At 64.8% G+C, this 16,800-nt stretch carries 15 protein-coding genes; 8 read left to right on the top strand and 7 right to left on the bottom strand.

What is annotated here, in order from left to right; translation table 11 throughout:
• Position 1: 1 nt before the first annotated feature.
• Positions 2 to 1,567, top strand: a complete 1,566-nt coding sequence (locus AC0969_RS01885; protein WP_479622426.1) for an NAD(P)-binding protein — start codon at positions 2 to 4, stop codon at positions 1,565 to 1,567.
• Here AC0969_RS01885 and AC0969_RS01890 read toward each other — a convergent pair.
• The 7 genes from AC0969_RS01890 to AC0969_RS01920 all read right to left on the bottom strand — a co-directional run bounded on the left by AC0969_RS01890 (position 1,542) and on the right by AC0969_RS01920 (position 10,654).
• On the bottom strand, positions 1,542 to 2,726 hold the full coding sequence (locus tag AC0969_RS01890) for a HupE/UreJ family protein (protein WP_479622427.1): 1,185 nt from the start codon (positions 2,724 to 2,726) through the stop codon (positions 1,542 to 1,544). The two genes, AC0969_RS01885 and AC0969_RS01890, sit on opposite strands and share 26 nt — an antisense overlap.
• The gene (locus AC0969_RS01895) at positions 2,726 to 4,324 is read right to left on the bottom strand and encodes a DUF3500 domain-containing protein (protein WP_479622428.1); all 1,599 of its coding nucleotides are present in this window, start codon (positions 4,322 to 4,324) and stop codon (positions 2,726 to 2,728) included. Before AC0969_RS01895 ends, AC0969_RS01890 begins: the two co-directional genes overlap by 1 nt.
• A gap of 212 nt (positions 4,325 to 4,536) precedes the next feature.
• Positions 4,537 to 5,832, bottom strand: coding sequence for a gallate dioxygenase (locus AC0969_RS01900; RefSeq protein ID WP_479622429.1), 1,296 nt, complete (start codon positions 5,830 to 5,832; stop codon positions 4,537 to 4,539).
• A 55-nt stretch (positions 5,833 to 5,887) separates the two neighbouring features.
• Positions 5,888 to 7,582 carry a subtype B tannase gene (locus tag AC0969_RS01905; protein ID WP_479622430.1) on the bottom strand — a complete coding sequence of 565 codons (1,695 nt, stop codon included), beginning with the start codon at positions 7,580 to 7,582 and terminating at the stop codon, positions 5,888 to 5,890.
• Positions 7,583 to 7,649: 67 nt separating this feature from the next.
• Positions 7,650 to 8,981, bottom strand: coding sequence for a TRAP transporter large permease (locus tag AC0969_RS01910; protein WP_479622431.1), 1,332 nt, complete (start codon positions 8,979 to 8,981; stop codon positions 7,650 to 7,652).
• Positions 8,978 to 9,553, bottom strand: coding sequence for a TRAP transporter small permease (locus AC0969_RS01915; RefSeq protein WP_479622432.1), 576 nt, complete (start codon positions 9,551 to 9,553; stop codon positions 8,978 to 8,980). Before AC0969_RS01915 ends, AC0969_RS01910 begins: the two co-directional genes overlap by 4 nt.
• A 75-nt stretch (positions 9,554 to 9,628) precedes the next feature.
• Positions 9,629 to 10,654, bottom strand: coding sequence for a TRAP transporter substrate-binding protein (locus AC0969_RS01920; protein ID WP_479622433.1), 1,026 nt, complete (start codon positions 10,652 to 10,654; stop codon positions 9,629 to 9,631).
• Positions 10,655 to 10,787: 133 nt separating this feature from the next.
• Between AC0969_RS01920 and AC0969_RS01925 the strand changes: the two genes are divergently transcribed.
• The 7 genes from AC0969_RS01925 (at position 10,788) to AC0969_RS01955 (ending at position 16,782) form a co-directional block, all read left to right on the top strand.
• On the top strand, positions 10,788 to 11,708 hold the full coding sequence (locus tag AC0969_RS01925) for a LysR family transcriptional regulator (RefSeq protein ID WP_479622434.1): 921 nt from the start codon (positions 10,788 to 10,790) through the stop codon (positions 11,706 to 11,708).
• Between the two features lie 45 nt (positions 11,709 to 11,753).
• On the top strand, positions 11,754 to 12,704 hold the full coding sequence (gene pip, locus AC0969_RS01930) for a prolyl aminopeptidase (protein WP_479622435.1): 951 nt from the start codon (positions 11,754 to 11,756) through the stop codon (positions 12,702 to 12,704).
• Between the two features lie 171 nt (positions 12,705 to 12,875).
• Positions 12,876 to 15,131 carry a hypothetical protein gene (locus tag AC0969_RS01935; protein WP_479622436.1) on the top strand — a complete coding sequence of 752 codons (2,256 nt, stop codon included), beginning with the start codon at positions 12,876 to 12,878 and terminating at the stop codon, positions 15,129 to 15,131.
• Entirely contained in the window at positions 15,128 to 15,550 is a 423-nt protein-coding gene (locus AC0969_RS01940) for a DUF1360 domain-containing protein (protein ID WP_479622437.1), read from the top strand. Before AC0969_RS01935 ends, AC0969_RS01940 begins: the two co-directional genes overlap by 4 nt.
• A gap of 82 nt (positions 15,551 to 15,632) precedes the next feature.
• Positions 15,633 to 15,758, top strand: a complete 126-nt coding sequence (locus tag AC0969_RS01945) for a hypothetical protein (RefSeq protein WP_479622438.1) — start codon at positions 15,633 to 15,635, stop codon at positions 15,756 to 15,758.
• 66 nt (positions 15,759 to 15,824) lie between these two features.
• Positions 15,825 to 16,151, top strand: coding sequence for a TA system antitoxin ParD family protein (locus AC0969_RS01950; RefSeq protein WP_479622439.1), 327 nt, complete (start codon positions 15,825 to 15,827; stop codon positions 16,149 to 16,151).
• Position 16,152: 1 nt separating this feature from the next.
• Positions 16,153 to 16,782, top strand: a complete 630-nt coding sequence (locus tag AC0969_RS01955; RefSeq protein ID WP_479622440.1) for an ATPase — start codon at positions 16,153 to 16,155, stop codon at positions 16,780 to 16,782.
• Positions 16,783 to 16,800 lie beyond the last annotated feature (18 nt).

The raw sequence follows: 16,800 nt of genomic DNA on the forward strand, positions 1-16,800 counted from the left end.
CATGCAGCGCCGCCACTTCCTCGCCACCCCCGCCCTGCCCCTGCTGGGCTGCACGCCCACCCGCGAGATTACCGGTGGCTTCACCGGCATCGCCTTCGAGCGCGGCCACCTGCTGCGGGGTGCGCGCACCGGGCCTGCCCCCAGCGTGACGCGGACAACCGACGTACTGATTGCCGGAGGCGGTGTGGCCGGGCTGGCGGCGGCGCGGGGCTTGCGGCTGAAGGGCGTGGAAGACTTTGCCCTGCTGGAGCTGGAAGACAGCGCGGGCGGCAACAGCCGGGCTGGCGCTATCGGTGGCATCGCCTGCCCGCTGGGCGCGCACTACCTGCCGGTGCCGGGCGACGACGCACCGGATGTGCAGAATTTTCTGGAAGAACTGGGCCTGCGCCAGCGCGTGGCGGGGCGCTGGCAAATAGACGAGCGCCACCTGTGCCACAGCCCGCAAGAGCGTTTGTTTCTCTTTGGTGCATGGCAAGACGGCCTGCTGCCGGTGCAGGGCGTGGGCGCAGCCACACAGGCGCAGTACCAAAAATTTGCCACGCTGGTGGCGCAGCTGCGGCGGCAGGCCCGCTGGACGATTCCTATATCAAATCAACCTCTAGCGCAGGTACAACAAGCACTAGCAGCTATCAATTTCAAAGCATACCTGGACCAGCAAGGCCTGACCGACCCGCACCTGCGCTGGTATCTGGACTACTGCTGCCGCGACGACTTTGGCGCGGGCGCGGCCACCGTGTCGGCCTGGGCGGGCATCCACTACTTTGCCAGCCGCCACGGCTTCCACGCGCCCGGCATGGACGCGGGCGAGCGTGACAGTGTGCTGACCTGGCCCGAGGGCAATGGCTGGTTGACGCAGCGCCTGGCCGCACCGCTGGGTGACCGGCTGCGCACCGGGCAGGTGATCATGCGCATCGCCGAGACGCGCCACGGCGTGGAGGTGGATGCCTTCAACACCGCCACCCAGGCGCTAGAGCGCTGGCAGGCCCGCCGCGCCATCATCGCGCTGCCGGTGTTCATCGCGGCCCGCGTGCTGCAAAACCCGCCGGATTTTTTGCGCCAGGCCGCCGCCCGCACCACGTATGCGCCGTGGCTGGTGGCCAACATCCACATCGCCACGCCGCTGTTTGATCGCCCCGGCCCCGCGCCCAGCTGGGACAACGTGCTGTATGGCGCGGCGGGCCTAGGCTATGTGGATGCCATGCACCAAAGCCTGCTGCCCGTGCCCGCCGCCACGGTGCTGACCTACTACCGGGCGTTGGGCGATGTGCCGAATGGACGGCGCGTGTTGATGGAAAAGCCGTGGGCCGCGTGGCGCGACGAGATCCTGGCCGAGCTGGCCACCGCCCACCCCGACATCGTCCACAAAACCACCCACATCGCCATCACCCGCTACGGCCACGCGATGGCCATCCCCACGCCCGCAGCTTCAAGCCAAATCGGCCTCCAGCGCACAATAGACCTGCGCAGGCAGCTACAAAAAACGCAGCGTCTGGGTTTTGCGCACAGCGACTGGGCGGGCTACTCGGTGTTTGAGGAGGCGTTTACCCAAGGCCACCGGGCGGCATAAGGGCCACAGGCAGCCACTCCAGGCGTTCTGCAATCCACCAGGCCGCCATCAGCAGCGCCAGCAGACTGACCACACGGCGGGTACGGGTATAGAACAGGGGCTGGCGCTGCGCCAACACCAGCAATGGCGGCAACAGCAGCGCCAGCAAAGCCAGCTGCACCAGCTCGATGCCCAGGTTGAAGGCCAGCAGGGCCTGGGCGTGCTGCCAAGGGGTCAAACCGGCCCCGGACAGGCTGGCAGAAAAAGCCAGCCCGTGGATGAGGCCCAGCCCCAGCGCCAGCAGCGCCTCGCCGCGCAAAAACAGCGGCCGCCAGGCGTGCCCCGCCGCAATGGCGATGGTGGCGGCCACGGCCACTTCCACCGGCTGCGATGGCAGCACCAGCAGCCCAGTGCTGCCCAGCACCAGCGTCAAGGTGTGGCCAAGAGTAAAGGCGGTGACCACGCCGACGATCTGGCGCAAGGCGGGCCGCACGGCCAGGGCGCGGCCCCAGCGCCGGGGCTGGGCTTGCAGCGGGGCCACCAGCAGCAGCAAGAATAAAAACAGCAGGTGGTCTGTGCCTTCGGCGATGTGCCACGCCCCGGCCTGTAGCAGCCGAACGATGCTGGCACTGCTGCGGGGCGCGTCCAACGCCAGCGGCAGGCGGTTGTGCGCAAAGTCCAGCTCGCCCAGCAGCAGGGGCGGCTGGCCGGCCATGCCGCCCGCCCAGTCGTTGCGCAAAAAAACCTGCACGCGGTGGGTGCGCACCTCGTGGGTGATGGCATCCAACAGCAGCGTGGGGCTGCGCGGGTCGGCACCGGGCGGGGCGCGCAGCTCCATCACCGCCTCTAGCTCGGCCGAGGCGTTATGGCCCTGCACCGACAGTTGCAGGCGCAGCGCCTGCCAACCCACATTGCCGCTGCGCGCGCCCACGTGCTGTAGCAGGTAGCGCGACAAGGCCTCGCCGTGCTGCGCCAACACCGTGCTGGAATAGTCGGCCAGCGGCTGGCCAAAGGCAGATTCCAGGGGAATCAGCGGCATTTGCAGCGTGAGCCGCAAGCCGCTGGGCGTGGTGTCTATCCACACCCGGCTCTCGGGCATGGGGTGGGCCGATGCCCCTGCCATCCAGGCGATGCAGAGCCAGCCGATCAGCGCGGCACGTACAAGCCTGCACAAGCGCATCAGCTACCGACGCAGTTACCACCGTAATCGGCCACCCGGTCGCGCCAGATGGTGTGGTAATGCACATCGTTTTGGATGATCACACCACTGGGCACCGAGAACTCGATCCACACGCGCGGGCCGACGATGCGGAAGTAGTTGTTCTGCGTGGTTACCGTGCCGTCACCGGTGTAGCCCACGTAGGTCGAAGCCAGCGCGGTGGCGCTGAGGTAGCTGCCCAGCAGCTCCGTGGCGTATTCGCTGGCCTGGGTGTTCACATACGCCGTGATCGCGGCCTGCACCAACGCCTGGGCGCTGGAAGACAGGCTGCTGTACGCCACTCCGGTGGATGCGTAGGTGGAGAAGGTGTGCGACGTGCAGGTGCCGTCGATATTGCCCGAGCCTTTGGCTCCAAACAGGATGTCGCCATACGTGCCACTGAGCTTGGCCGCAGCGTATCCGGTGAGCGCGGAGCCGAGGTTGGCGATGGCCGTGCGCTGCGCCGACATGGGGTCAAAGGCCACGCTGCTTTGCGTGAACGCGGCCCGGGGTTCGATCGCCAAAAACAGCGGGGTGGGCGATTTGTACGTACCGTTGAGGGCGATGTTGTAGGTCAGGTGGTGGCCGGTGAGTTGCAACATCCAGAAACCCGTGGTCGAGGGCGTGCCGATGAAGGCAATGTAGAAGTAGCCCGCGCCGTAGCTGCTGGTGCCGCCGCCGTTGGCAGCGAGATAGTCGTCCGCCGCCTGCATGCCGATGTGCAGGTCGTTGCCCGCCGTGCTGAGGGCGGTGGCGATCAGGGTGCGGGCAGCGGTTTTCTGGGCGGTACTCAGGTCACCCCATTTGACGCCGTTGCGGGCCACCATCGTGGATGGCAGGTTGGACCATTTGCGCGCCGTGTCGATGCTCCAGGTCGATTGAACCGTGGTCTTTTGCGTACTGCTCAAGGTGGTATTGAACGCCACTGCGGCGGTATAGACAGCGCTACTCAGTGTGCCGTTGGTGCTGGTCGAGGTGGACACACTCAGGGTGGCCGCCGAACTGGTCACCGAACCATTGGTGTTGCTAACCACCACCGTGTAGCTGCCCGCATGCATGGTGGCCACCGCGCCGATGGTGTAGCTGCTGGCGGTAGCCCCCGAGACGGCTGTGCCATCCTGGTACCACTGGTAGGTCAACGTGCCGGTGCCGGAGGCCACCACGCTGAAGCTGGCGCTGGCACCGGTGCTCACCGATTGCGCAACCGGCTGCGTGCCAATGGTGGGCGCGCCGGTGGCGGTGCTGACCGTCAGCGTGGCGGTAGAGCTGGTAACGCTGCCGTCGGCGCTGCTGACCACCACGTCGTAGTCGCCCTCGTCGGCGGCGGTGACCGTTGCAATGATGAAGGTGGCGGCGGTAACGCTGTTGATGGCCACGCCCCCTTTGCGCCACTGGTAGGCCAGGGTGCTACTGCCACTGGCCACCACGCTCAAGGTGACACTGGCACCGACTACCACCGCTTGGGACACCGGTTGTGTCGTGATGGTGGGCGCCGCCGTGCTGCTGTCGCCCCCACCGCCGCAACCGACAAAGCCCATCACCCACAGCAGACATATCCGCCCGAAAAATTGTGCCAGCATGGCCCCACCCCTTTGTATGTTTTGAGAAAACCACAGCCACAACGGATGCGCACTGCGCGGCAGCATAGGTGCGGCTTGTATGCTGCTTAAGTGGCTTGGGTAAAGTTTTGAAGCCGGTGTATTGCCGATGTGAACGGCCGATAAAATTTTAATGAAATAGGCCTCTAGCGCATACTTCACCTACGCATGTAGCTATTAAAAATATAGTAAATCTACGTCTGCGAAGGTACACCCCAAGTCTGCGGCGGAGCATCGCTACCGGCCACCGAATACAGCGCGTTGGGGGCGTTGCGGGTTTGCTGAAACACCTCTAGCGTTTCGCCGCGCATGGCGGCGTAGATGTGCAGGTTGGACACGCCCAGCACCGCACCCAGCTTTTCCAGCCCAAAGAAGATCGCGCCGTAATGGATCAGGCCGCGCCAGTCGCGCCGCGCCAGCAGGTCGCACTCTGCATCGGTCAGGCCCTTCTCTTGCATATACGCGGGGCCATCGGCCAGGAAGCGCTGGCGGTGCGCGGGCACAGCCATATCGCGCAAAAATCGGTTCAGCCGCAGCGCCTTCACGCTACGCGCAAAGTTAAACGGGTAGCTGCCTTGCAGGCGCTCGGCCCCGGCCATTTGCACGGCCATGGCGGCGCGGTGGCGCTCGACCTCGCCCGCGATCACCGGGCCGGCCAAATTCTCATACACCACCGCCGCGATGCCGGTCATGGACGGCAGGTAGTAGGCCTGGTGCAGCTTGCGCACCTGGGACGATAAGGCCCCGCGCATGGTCAGCCACATCATCACCTCGGCACCTTCCATGCCGCCCAGCGTGGCCAGCTCGGCGTGGGTCAGGCTGGCTAGGCGCTCGGGGTCGTTCTCGAACAGCTCCAAAAACTGCATGTCCCAAGGCGTGTTGTTGAAGCCCGCGCGCTCGCCGTGTACCTGGTGCGACAGGCCGCCGGTGGCCACAATCACCACGCGCAGGTCGTCGGGGTAGCTCTCGATGGCGCGGCGCAGGCCCTGGCCCAGCTTGTAAAAACGCCGGGCGCTGGGCAGCGGAAATTGCAGCACGCCCATTTGCAGCGGCACGATGTCTACCGGCCAACCGTCTGCATGGTCCCACAGCACGGACAGCGGCGAGAAGCAGCCGTGGTCCAGCGGTTTGTCTTGAAAGAAAGACATGTCGAATTCATCCGCCATCAGCGACTGGCCGATGTGCGCGGCCAGCGCGGGGTGGCCGTTTATGCCCGGCAGATCACGCGCACCACCGCCCTCGTCAGCCACCTCATAGCGTTCGCCAATACCCAGCGCAAAGGCCGAATAGTGGTCGAAGAAGAAGGAGGTGACGTGGTCGTTGTAGGTGACCACCACCACGTCGGGCTTGACATCTGCCAGCCATTGTTTGACCGGCTCCATCGCCTCGAAGATGGGGGCCCACACCGGGTCGGCCTGCTTGTCGCGGTCAAACGCGAAGCCGATGGTGGGGGTGTGCGAGACGGCTACGCCGCCGATGATTCTGGCCATAAAAGTGCTTTAACGGGTGGGATGAAAAGCACCCCGGACCGGGGTGCGCTAAGGGTCAGGGGTTGGCAGCCAGCTTGGCTTTGATCCAGCTGAAGGCTTCCTGCACGTCGTAGTTGCCGCTGTGTGGCACCAGGTAGGGGTACTTGAAGTCCACCTCTTTGACCGACGCGTCTTTTTTGATCGCGTAGTACAGCAGGGTCTGCATGGCATACGCGGTGTCACGGTCGATCATGCCGTGGCGCACATACCAATACGGGGCGGTGTCGGCGCTGGTGTTGAGGTAGGCGATCGGGTTGATCAGCTTGAGCTGGGTGGCCAGTTTGCTGGTGCTGCTGGCCAAAACCGCATCCCAGGCCAGGCCGGTGTCGTCCACGCCCGAGCCGTCGCCCTTCACGGCGTTGTTGGCCCAGCTCCAGGCGGTGAAGTTGGAGTAGCCGTAGTAGTCGGAGCCAAACAGGGTGGATTCACCGCTGATGTTGGGGTTGCCGGTCACGCCCACCGGGTCGAAGGCCACCACGGTTTTGAGCACGCGGATCTTGGTGACGAAGGCGAGGTACTTGGCGTAGTCGATACTGGCCACCGTAGCGCCAGTGCCACTGCCCGCCAGGGTCAGCCAGTCGTTCAGGTACGCCACCCCGCCGATGGTGAAGTTGGCCCCCAGCGCGGGCACGGCCGTGCCCTTGGCGAGCTGGGCTTCGATTTCTTTTTTCAGGAATACCTGGGTGCTGTCGCGCATGTTGGCGGCGGTCAGTGCCGAGCCATCTTCGCGGGTCAGGCCCAGGCCACTGAGGTAGGCCGCAAAAGTACCGGCAATCGCGGTGGACGCGGCGGGCTGCGGGCCTGCCGAGTAGGCCACGCCGCCCAGGGCAGCGGTATTGGTGTCGGTGCGGGTGGCGTTGTATTCCCACTCGTACCCGGCATCGGCATTGCCCAGGTTGTTGATCGGGCAGTAGGCCACCGCTGCGAACACATCGTCCTTAAGGGTGCTGGTGGCTGCACTGCCCGTGCCCTGTATGCCTGCTGCACCGATGTCGGCCAGGTAGGGAAAGTAGTCGGCGCTGTTGCCACTGGCCGAGACGGCAGATGTCAGCCCGCCACCACCGCTGGTGCCGGTGAGGATGATGCGGTTGGTGTTGCCCGGCAGCAGGCTGTCGTTGAGCCGCAGGTAGCGGATGGCGGCCTTGGTATCGACCACCGGGGCCGGGGACTTGCCTGCCCAGCGGCCATCTTCGGCGCGGGCCCCCCGGCTGCGGGTACCCAGGTTAACCACCACAAACCCGGCCTTCAGGGCCGCGCCAATCGCGTCCGTGTCGTTGGTACTCACAAAGGCTTTCGCTTCGGTAATGCTGGTAGATACCGCGCTGGTCATCCAGCCAGAGTTGTTGACCACCACGTAGATCGGCTTGGTCTGGTCCGCCACCAGGTCTTCGGCTACCGAGATGAACATGGTCTGGTACACATACGGGTCGGCCAGGGTGCTGGTGGTGGTCGAGCCAAACGATTGCTGCGTCAGCGCCATCTTGACGGGCTTGGCCACATACACGCGCCGGTACTGGCGCACCTTTAGCGCCACGCCGTCCAGCGTGACGTTGACGGTGGTGTAGGCCGTGGCGTCGAACTTCAGCGCGGTGTCTTCCGCGCTGACCGCTGCCGCAGCGTCTCCGCCGCCGCACCCTGCGAGCATGCCCGCACTGGTGGCCATCATGGGCATCGCAGCAATCAACGAGCGGCGTGTGAGTTTGAATGTCATGTGAGTCTCCTCCACCCTTAATGGGTTTTTTTATACAAAGAAAGTGCCCGAAGGCACGGCAAAGGTGTCAACCACCAAAAGTGCGCACCAGCACCAAGGCAATCGACGGGAACGCGAGCAAGAAACCAATGCGGATGAAGTCCGAGGCCAGGAAGGGCATCACGCCTTTGAAGGTTTCTTTCAAGGGCACGTCTTTGGCCAGGCGGTTGATGATGTAGACGTTCATGCCCACGGGCGGATGCACCAGGCCGATCTCCACCACCATCAGCGCCAGGATGCCGAACCAGATGGATTTGTCGGTGGCGGTCATGCCGTAAAAGTCCAGGCCCATCACCACCGGGTAGAAGATCGGAATGGTCAGCAGAATCATGGCCAGGCTGTCCATCACGCAGCCCAGCAGGATGTAGATCAGCAAGATGACCAGCATCACCAGCATCGGGCTGAGCTGTTGGGCCTGCACCCAGGCGGCCAGTTCCACCGGCATTTGCGACAAGGCCAGCGTGCTGTTGAGCATGTCGGCCCCCACCAGCACTAGAAAGATCATCGCCGTGGCCTGGGCCGTACCCAGGGCACTGGCCAGCACGCCCTGCATGCGCATGCCGCCGGTGGCGATGGCCAAAATGCCGCAGGCTGCCGCACCAATCGCAGCCGCCTCCGTCGGGTTGGCCCAGCCGCCATAAATGCCCACGATCACCACCGCAAACACGCCCAGCACCGGCAGCACCTGCCACAGTGCCTTCAGCCGACCGGCCCAGGGCACGACCGGGCCGGCGGGGCCGGATGCGGGGTCCACCGCCACCATGATCCTGATGACCAGCATGTAGCCCAGCATGGCAATGATGCCGGGCAGCACCGCTGCCATGAACAGCTTGCCAATGGATTCCTGCGTCAGGATGGCGTAGATCACCAGCGGCACCGACGGCGGAATCATGATGCCCAGCGTGCCCCCGGCGGCCAGCGCCCCGGTAGACAAACTGCCCGCGTAGCCAAAGCGTTTCAGCTCTGGCAAAGCCACCTGGCCCATCGTGGCGGCCGTAGCCAGGGACGACCCGCAAATCGCCCCAAAGCCCGCACACGCGCCCACCGCCGCCATCGCCACGCCGCCCTTCCAGTGGCCCATGAAGGCCGACACACACCGGAACAGCGCCGCACTCAAACCGCCGTGGGTGGCAAACTGCCCCATCAGCAGAAACAGCGGAATCACCACCAGGTCGTAGTTGGACAGGCGGGCGTAGGCCATGTTTTTCAGCATGCTGAGCAGCGGCGTGGTGTCGCCCCCGGTCAGGTACACATAACCCGCCGCGCCCATGGTGAACATGGCGATGCCAATCGGCACGCGCAGCACCAGCAGGCCCATCAACAGCACAAACACCCAGCAACCGACTGCAATACCGCTCATGGCTGCACCCCCACGCTGCTGGTATTTACATCCGCATGCTTACGGCGCTGGCCCAGATGCCAGGCGACCATGTAGAAGCCCGCCAGCGCCAGCAGCACAAAGCCCGGCACCATGGCGATCTGGCCCCACCACAGCGGCAGGTCCAAAATCATGGTGGTCTCCGCCGCTTCGCGCACGCCAAGTGCGCCCGCCGCCGTGCGCCAGGCCAACAGCGCGCCAAACAAGCCCACCAGCAAGGAGCCCCCGGCATCCAGCAGGTGCACGCTGGCAACCCGCAGGTGGGCGGTGAAGAAATCAACCTTCACATCGCCACCGTTCAGGTGGCAATAGGCAAAAAAGGTGGAGGCGGCAAAAGCGCTGCACACCTGCAGCAGCTCCACATCGCCCGGCACCGGGGCAGACCACAGCTTGCGGCCGACGATGGAGACGATGCTCATGGCGACCAGCAGCACAAACACGGCACTGCCCAGCACGCTGGCGGCCTTGCAGACGGCCAGAAGTTGGCGGCCAAAGGGGCCAAAAAGGCCGAAAGGGGTTTGCTCCAGCGGCACACCCGGAATTGGTTCTTGCATAGCTAACGGTTTCTCAAAATGGATAAGGCGCAGACATCCCGGCCCCTGCGGGCCAGGGAGAAATGGGTCGGGGAGTTACTTGGCGTGTTTGGCGATGAGGGCGCGGGCTCCATCGAGCAACTGCTTGCCGTTAGCGCCTTTGGCGGTGATGTCGCTCACCCAGGCATCGGTGACGGTCTGGCCCACGGCCTGGAACTTTTCCAGCTCGGCCTTGCCAATCACGTTGGTGGTGTTTTTGGCGGTGGTCTTCTTGCCCTCGGCATCGGCCTGCAAAAAGACCTTGCCGATCTGGCCCGACAGGGCCTGGCCGCTGTTGTTGTCCAGCACCTTTTTCAGGTCAGCGGGCAGGGCTTCGTACTTGGCCTTGTTCATGGCAAACACGAAGGTCGAGGTGTAGATGGCGGCCTCGGTGGGGTCGGTTTCGCTGTGGAACTTGACCAGCTCCTGGATCTTCACCGACGGCACCACTTCGTAGGGCACCAGCGCGCCGTCGATCACGCTTTTGGCCAGCGCCTCGCCCACCTGGGGCACGGGCATGGCGACCGGCGTCGCGCCCAAAGCAGCCAGCAGCTTGTTGGTCTGGCGGGTGGGGGCGCGCAGCTTCAGGCCCTTCAGGTCGGCCAGGGTTTTGATGGGCTTGTTGACCATGTGGAACACGCCGTCGCCGTGCACATGGAAAGCCAGCGGGTGCAGGTCTTTGAACTCGAGCGGCGCGTACTGGCCCACGTAGTCCCACAGCGCCTTGCTGGTGCCTTCGGGGCTTTGCATCATGAAGGGCAGCTCGAACACTTCGACCAGCGGAAAGCGGCCGGGGGTGTAGCCGGTGAGTGTCCAGATCACATCGACCACACCGTCGCGCACCTGGTCGATCAGCTGCGGTGGCGTGCCGCCAAGTTGCATGGACGGGTAGATCTGGCACTTCATGCGGTTGGCCGATTCTTTGGCGATGCGGTCGCACCAGGGCTGGATGAACATGGTTTGCGCATACGAGCCCGCTGGCAGGAAGTGGTGCACCTTGAGGGTGACTTCCTGGGCGGCTGCGCCGGTAGCTATGCCAGCGCACAGGGCGGCGGCAAAGAGGGATTTGGAAAGAATCGACATCAGGGGTGTCTCCGTTTTTCGTTAGGCGATGGACTAGTTAAGCGGACGGATTGTGCGAACCGCACCCTGGTTTCGGAAGATGTTGATTTCAGGCCCGTGATAACCTAGAGTTATCACGACACTAGGGTTAACCATGAAGCTCGCCACCCTCCGCGCCCTGATCGCCACCATCGACGAAGGCAGCCTGCGCAGTGCCGCCAAGCGCATGCAGGTATCGCAACCGGCCATGACCAAGATGGTCCGCGAGCTGGAGCTGGAGCTGTCCACCACCCTGCTGGTGCGCACCTCCAAGGGGGTGCTGCCCACCGCCCAGGGCAAGGCGCTGTACGAGCGGGCGCTGACGGTCTGCAAGGAGCTGGGTACGGCGGTCGATGAAATCAGCCAGCTCAGCGGCAAGATGGTGGGTACCCTGCACATCGGGGCTGTGCCGCTGGCGGTGATGCTGCTGATACCTGAGACCCTGCGCACCTTTGGCCGCGAATTCCCTGACATCCAGCTGCGCGTGAGCGAAGAGCTGTACCTGGCCCAAATGCAGCGCCTGCGCGCCGGGCATGTGGACATTGCCATCAGCGGCATCCCCACCGGGCTGTCGTCGGGTGAGTTCATCGTCGAGCCGCTGCTGAGCACCAGCATGGTGGTGGTGGTGCGCAAGGGCAGCCCGCTGGCACAGGCCACATCGCTGACCGAACTGGCCTCGGCAAAATGGGTCTATACCGGCGCATCGAACAGCACCGCCAGCGACACCGGCTACGCCAAGCTGCTGTACGAGCACCACGGCCTGACCGCGCCACCGGTGGGCGCGGTGGTCAACTCCACCCTGGCGCTGCTGTCGCTGGTGGCCACCGGGGATTTCATCGGCCTGATGCCCCAGCAAATCGCCACCCACCCTATGGCGGCCCCGTTTTTGTCGGTAGTGCCCATCGCCGAAGGCGGCTACCCGCTGACGGTGGGAGCCATCGTGCGCAGCGACGCGGTGGTGTCCCCCGCTATCCGCCACTGCATTGCCCATCTCCACCGGGCTGCACACCAGATTTCAAGCAAAATAAGCCTCTAGCGCATATTCCACCTGCGCAAGCAGCTATTAAAACAGGAGTAACCCATGACCGGCCTCTACCCGCCCCTAGAACCCTACCGCACCGGCATGTTGCCGGTAGACGCCATCCACACCCTGTACTGGGAGGAATGTGGCAACCCCGACGGCGTGCCGGTGCTGTTTTTGCACGGCGGGCCGGGCGCGGGCCTGTCACCGACGCACCGGCGGTTTTTTGACCCGGCCTACTACCGCATCGTGCTGTTCGACCAGCGTGGTGCGGGCCAGTCCACGCCGCTGGGCGAGGTGCGCAACAACACCACGCAGTTGCTGGTGCAAGACATCGAGCAACTGCGCCAACTGCTGGGCATTGCGCAATGGCTGGTGTTTGGCGGTTCCTGGGGCTCCACGCTGGCGCTGGCCTACGGGCAGGCCCACCCCGCACACTGCACCGGCTTTGTGTTGCGCGGCATCTTTCTGTGTACCCCGCCCGAGGTGGAGTGGTTCCTGCACGGCATCCGGCACTTTTTTCCGCAAGAGCACGCCGCCTTTGTCGCCCACATTCCCGAGGCCGAGCGCGGCGACCTGCTGGCGGCCTATGTGCAGCGCCTGTTCAGCGACGACCCGACCGAGAACCTGGCCGCCGCCCGCAGCTGGAGCCGCTACGAGGGCAACTGCCTGCACCTGCTGCCGCAGCCCGAGGTGGCCGACGCGTTTAGCGCGGACGCGGTGGCCCTAGGCGTAGGGCGGCTGGAGGCGCACTACATGCGGCATGGCGGCTTTTTTACCGACAACCAACTCATCCGCAACGTGGGCCGCATCCGCCACCTGCCCGCCGTGATCATCCAGGGTCGCTACGACGTGGTCTGCCCGCCCTGCACCGCCTGGGCGCTGCACCAGGCCTGGCCGGAAGCCAGCTTCCAGCTGGTCGAGGCGGCAGGCCATGCGGCGATGGAGCCCGGCATTGCCAGCGCACTGGTGGCCGCCACCGAGCGCTTCAAACGCGGCGAAGCCTTGTAACAAAATGCAAAGCAGATAAGCCCGTAGCGCTTATTTCATCTGCACCAATAGCTATACAAACAATAGCAAATCATTGGGGCAGCGGCATTCATCCTTCAAATGGTGGACACGCGCTTCAGCCCGCCTCCTATATTGAAACAGCCCATACAAGGCCCAATACAGGAGACCCCTATGCCCGTTGACCCTACTGCACCACGCGCCATTGACCCTAACGATCCCGGCCCCGACAACCCCGAATTCCAGCAGGTGCTGGAGGCCCTGGTCGGGGTCTACCGGCCCATCCTGCAAGAAGACCTGCAACGCGCCGACGACCTGCAAGCGCTGGACAAAGAGGCCGCCCAACAAGCGCCCGACTGCGAGGCCGAAATCGCCCTGGCGCAGCGCCTGTTCAGCCGCTTTGCCGATGAAAAAGTCACCCTGGCCCTGCTGCCCACCCAGGCCCGCGAGCTGCTCGGCCCCACCGACAACTGGCGCTGGGGCCTGCTGCACATCCGCTGCTGCATTATTTTTGGCTGGCTGCTGTGCCGCCGCCCGCGCAGCTTCCGGTTATCGGCCTACTACCTGTACCGCTACTGGCTGTGCGTGCGCGAAGTGCTGGGCACGCCGGTCACGCCCGGCCAGCTCAGCGCAACCGAGCGCAAAGACCTGGACACGCTGATTGCCGCTCTGGCCAAAGCCTACCGGCCCTACCTGTCGGACCAACTGGCCACGGTGGACTTCACGGCGGGCCTGCCAGAAGCGATAGACGGCGGCCAGGTCGATTGCCAGGAGGGCGAGGAAGAAGCCGCTGCCGTGTTCGAGCGGCTGCTGACGGTAGACACCGCCCAGGCCCTGCTGGGGGCCGCCGCATTCAAGCTGCACAGCGCCCAGCCGTGGTTCTGGTTCTACCGCTGCTGGTGCCTGTGCGCCATCCGCTTTGGCTGCTGCCTGGCCCGCGCCCGCAGCCTGGTAGACGTAGCCCGTTGCCTGCGCAGCTACTGGCGCTGCCTGCGCGAGTGCTTCCGCCCGCTACAGTGCGCCCTGACCGGCCCGGACGGCTGCGTGGCCGAAGAAGTCAACCAGGCCATCCCGGCCCTGGTCGTACCCATCACCGGCACGGCAGCCGGCATGGGCTTTGTGCGCTATGTGCTGGAATGGTCGCTCAACGGCGCGGTCTGGCATGCCAGCGATTTTGTCTACCCCCCCGTGCCACCGGGCAGCACCGTGCAGGGCAGCAGCCCGGTGGCGGGCGGCCTGCTGGGCTACCTCAACACCACCCTGCTGAACGCGGGCACCTACTTTGTGCGGGTCACGGTGTTTGGCAACAACCAGTCCACCGTGCCCTGCCAGACGGTGTTTTCGGTGTTCAAGAAGGACGTGCGCATCCTCGGTATTGGCGGCAGCACGGCGCTGGATTCTGCCTGGACCGACCCCGCAGCCCGGCTGATCGATTTTGTGCCCGCCCTGTGCAGCCGCCCGGCGGGCACGTTTGAAGCATCGTTTGGTGGCGGCATTGCGGTGCTGGGCTCGGCCTTCATTGGCGGCTGTGACGACCGGCAAAAAATCAAACGCTACACGCTGGACTACAAGGCGGGTTATGAATCCGATTGCTTCACACCGGGCTGGAGCAACTTCTGGTCGGTTGAATTCAACACCCCCGCGCAGTACCGGGCCATCAACATGCGCACCGACAGCTCGACACTCACCGCCTACTGGACGGCGGACTGCCTGGTGCCCGTGCCCTTTCCGCCCTGGTGCTTTTTGGACGACCCGCAAGCGCTGCTGTCGCCATCGGCCTGGAACAGCCACATCGGTGGCTGCCAGCTCAGCGGCCTGTACACCCTGCGCCTGCTGGTAGAAGATACCCTGGGCGGCACCTATTACGACATCCAGCGCGTCTGGCTGGACAACAAACCGCTGAGTGCGCTGATCCGTATCGATGCCGTGCCCCAGTGCGCCGACTTGCGCGTCAGCAAGTTCGCCCAGCCGCCAGATTGCAGCGTGCCCTGGAGCCTGCCCATCTCGGGCATTGCCTACGACGAATACATCGACGAGCTGCTGCCGCTCACCCGGCCGAACGACAACTTTGACCACTACACCTTGTCGGTCACCAAACAGGGCGGCCCGGCGCTCAACATCCCGGTGCCCGGCCCCGGCGGTGGCTGCTTCTCTGGCACCTCGCGGGTGGGGGACCCCGGCACCCGCTGCGGCGTGGTCATGGCCCCGCCCATGCTGGGTGTACTGGCCCTGTTCGACCTGCGCGCCATCGACCCGAAGTGCAAAGCCTTTATGCCCTACACGGTGGATGATGCGTTTACCACCCCACGTGGCAGCTGCTGCGTCTACACCTTCCACCTGGCGGTGTGCGACCGCACGGTACGCCCCGGTGGAACGCACTTCGTCTACGCCGAGTGGCCGGTCAAAATCTGCAACGACCTGCCCGAATGAGCATGGACACCCCCTGGTTCCACGCCGTGCTAGCCGCCTTGACCACCTGGCGGCTGGCCCACCTGCTGGCCCTGGAAGATGGGCCGTGGAATGCCGTGCTGCGCCTGCGCACGGCGGCAGGCCAGGGTGTGTGGGGCCAGATGCTGGACTGCTTTTACTGCCTGAGCCTGTGGCTGGCCGCCCCCCTCGCCCTGACCGTGGCCCGCACCCCGCTGGAATGGCTGCTGGCCTGGTTAGGCCTGTCGGGCGCGGCCTGCCTGCTGGAACGGCTGGGGCCCACCCCAGCACCGCCATTTACCAACCTGGAAGGAGACTGCGATGGGCTGCTGTGGACAGAAACGCGAAACCCTGGCGACGACCCGGCTGCCGAGCCGCACCGCCCCACCACCCACCCCGGACCGATTCACCGCGTTCGCTAAAACACCCGCACCCGCACCAGCGTCGGCCACCACGCCCGCCAGCCTGGGCAGCCAGAACCTGCGATACCTGGCCCGCTCCGCCGTGCAGGTGCGCGGCCCCAGCACCGGGCGCAGCTACCTCTTCTCGGCCGCCCAGCCAGTGCAACGCGTCGCCCGTGCCGACAGCGAAGCGCTGCTGCGCAGCGGCCACTTTCGGCTGGAAGGCTGAGGTTTCCAGCCGAATAAGGCATTCATCTCCTTTATGGCGCAAAATGCGCCATAAAGGAGATTACCCATGTCCACTGCCTTCGCCTCCGTCAAACTCCCCTCCGCCCTGGTGCAGCAAGCCCGCGAAGCCGCCCAGCCGCTGCGCCGCTCGGTGGCCGGGCAGATCGAATATTGGGCCACCCTGGGCCGCGTAGCCGAGCACTCGGGCCTAACCGTGCAAGAGGCGCGCACGGCGATTGAGGGGTATGAGACGGCGCCCCCCCCAGTCCAGGCAAACCAGGCAGACAACCTATTGGCCCAATTTGTGGCCGCACAAGACGATGGCAGCCTGGCGCAGCGGGTCCGCGAAGTGATTGCCAGCAACCAGCGCAACGCACGCAAGGCAGTCGCCTGATATGGCGCAGGCCGCGACCAACGCCGTCAAACCGGTTTTCTATTTGCTGGCAGGCCCCAATGGCGCAGGAAAGTCCACGCTCTACAAGGCGCTGGTGCTGGCCGGTACGGTGCCAACCCAGGCCGAATTCGTCAACGCCGACTTGCATGAAGCGGCCCATTTACAGCACATCGCCGACCCGCAAGCCCGGTCTGAACAAGCACGGCTATGGGCAGACGCACGGCGGGCGACACTGCTGGCAGCAGGCCAGTCGTTTGTCAGCGAAACCGTTTTTTCGCATGTCTCCAAATTGGCGTTGATTGAAGAGGCCCAAGCACAGGGCTTTTTGGTGATGCTGCTGGTCGTGTGCCTGGATGACCCACAGCACCTGCTGGCCCGTGTGGCTGGGCGCATTACCGAAGGCGGGCATGCCGTGCCCGCCGAACGGATTTTGGCCCGCTACCCCCGTACTGTAGAAAACCTGACCCGGGCGGTGCGGTTGGCGGATGTGGCAGTTTTATACGATGCACAGGATGTTGCACCCGGCACACATGCCTTGGTGGCCGTGTGCAAGCGCGACTGGACGCAAGAAAAAGTAGCACCACTCCCCCGCTGGGCACAGCAAGTTTTAGGCGCGCCCCCACCGGGCTAGCGCCTAGCAGCCTAGGCG

The sequence above is a fragment of the Rhodoferax sp. LB1P47 genome (genome assembly GCF_056521445.1).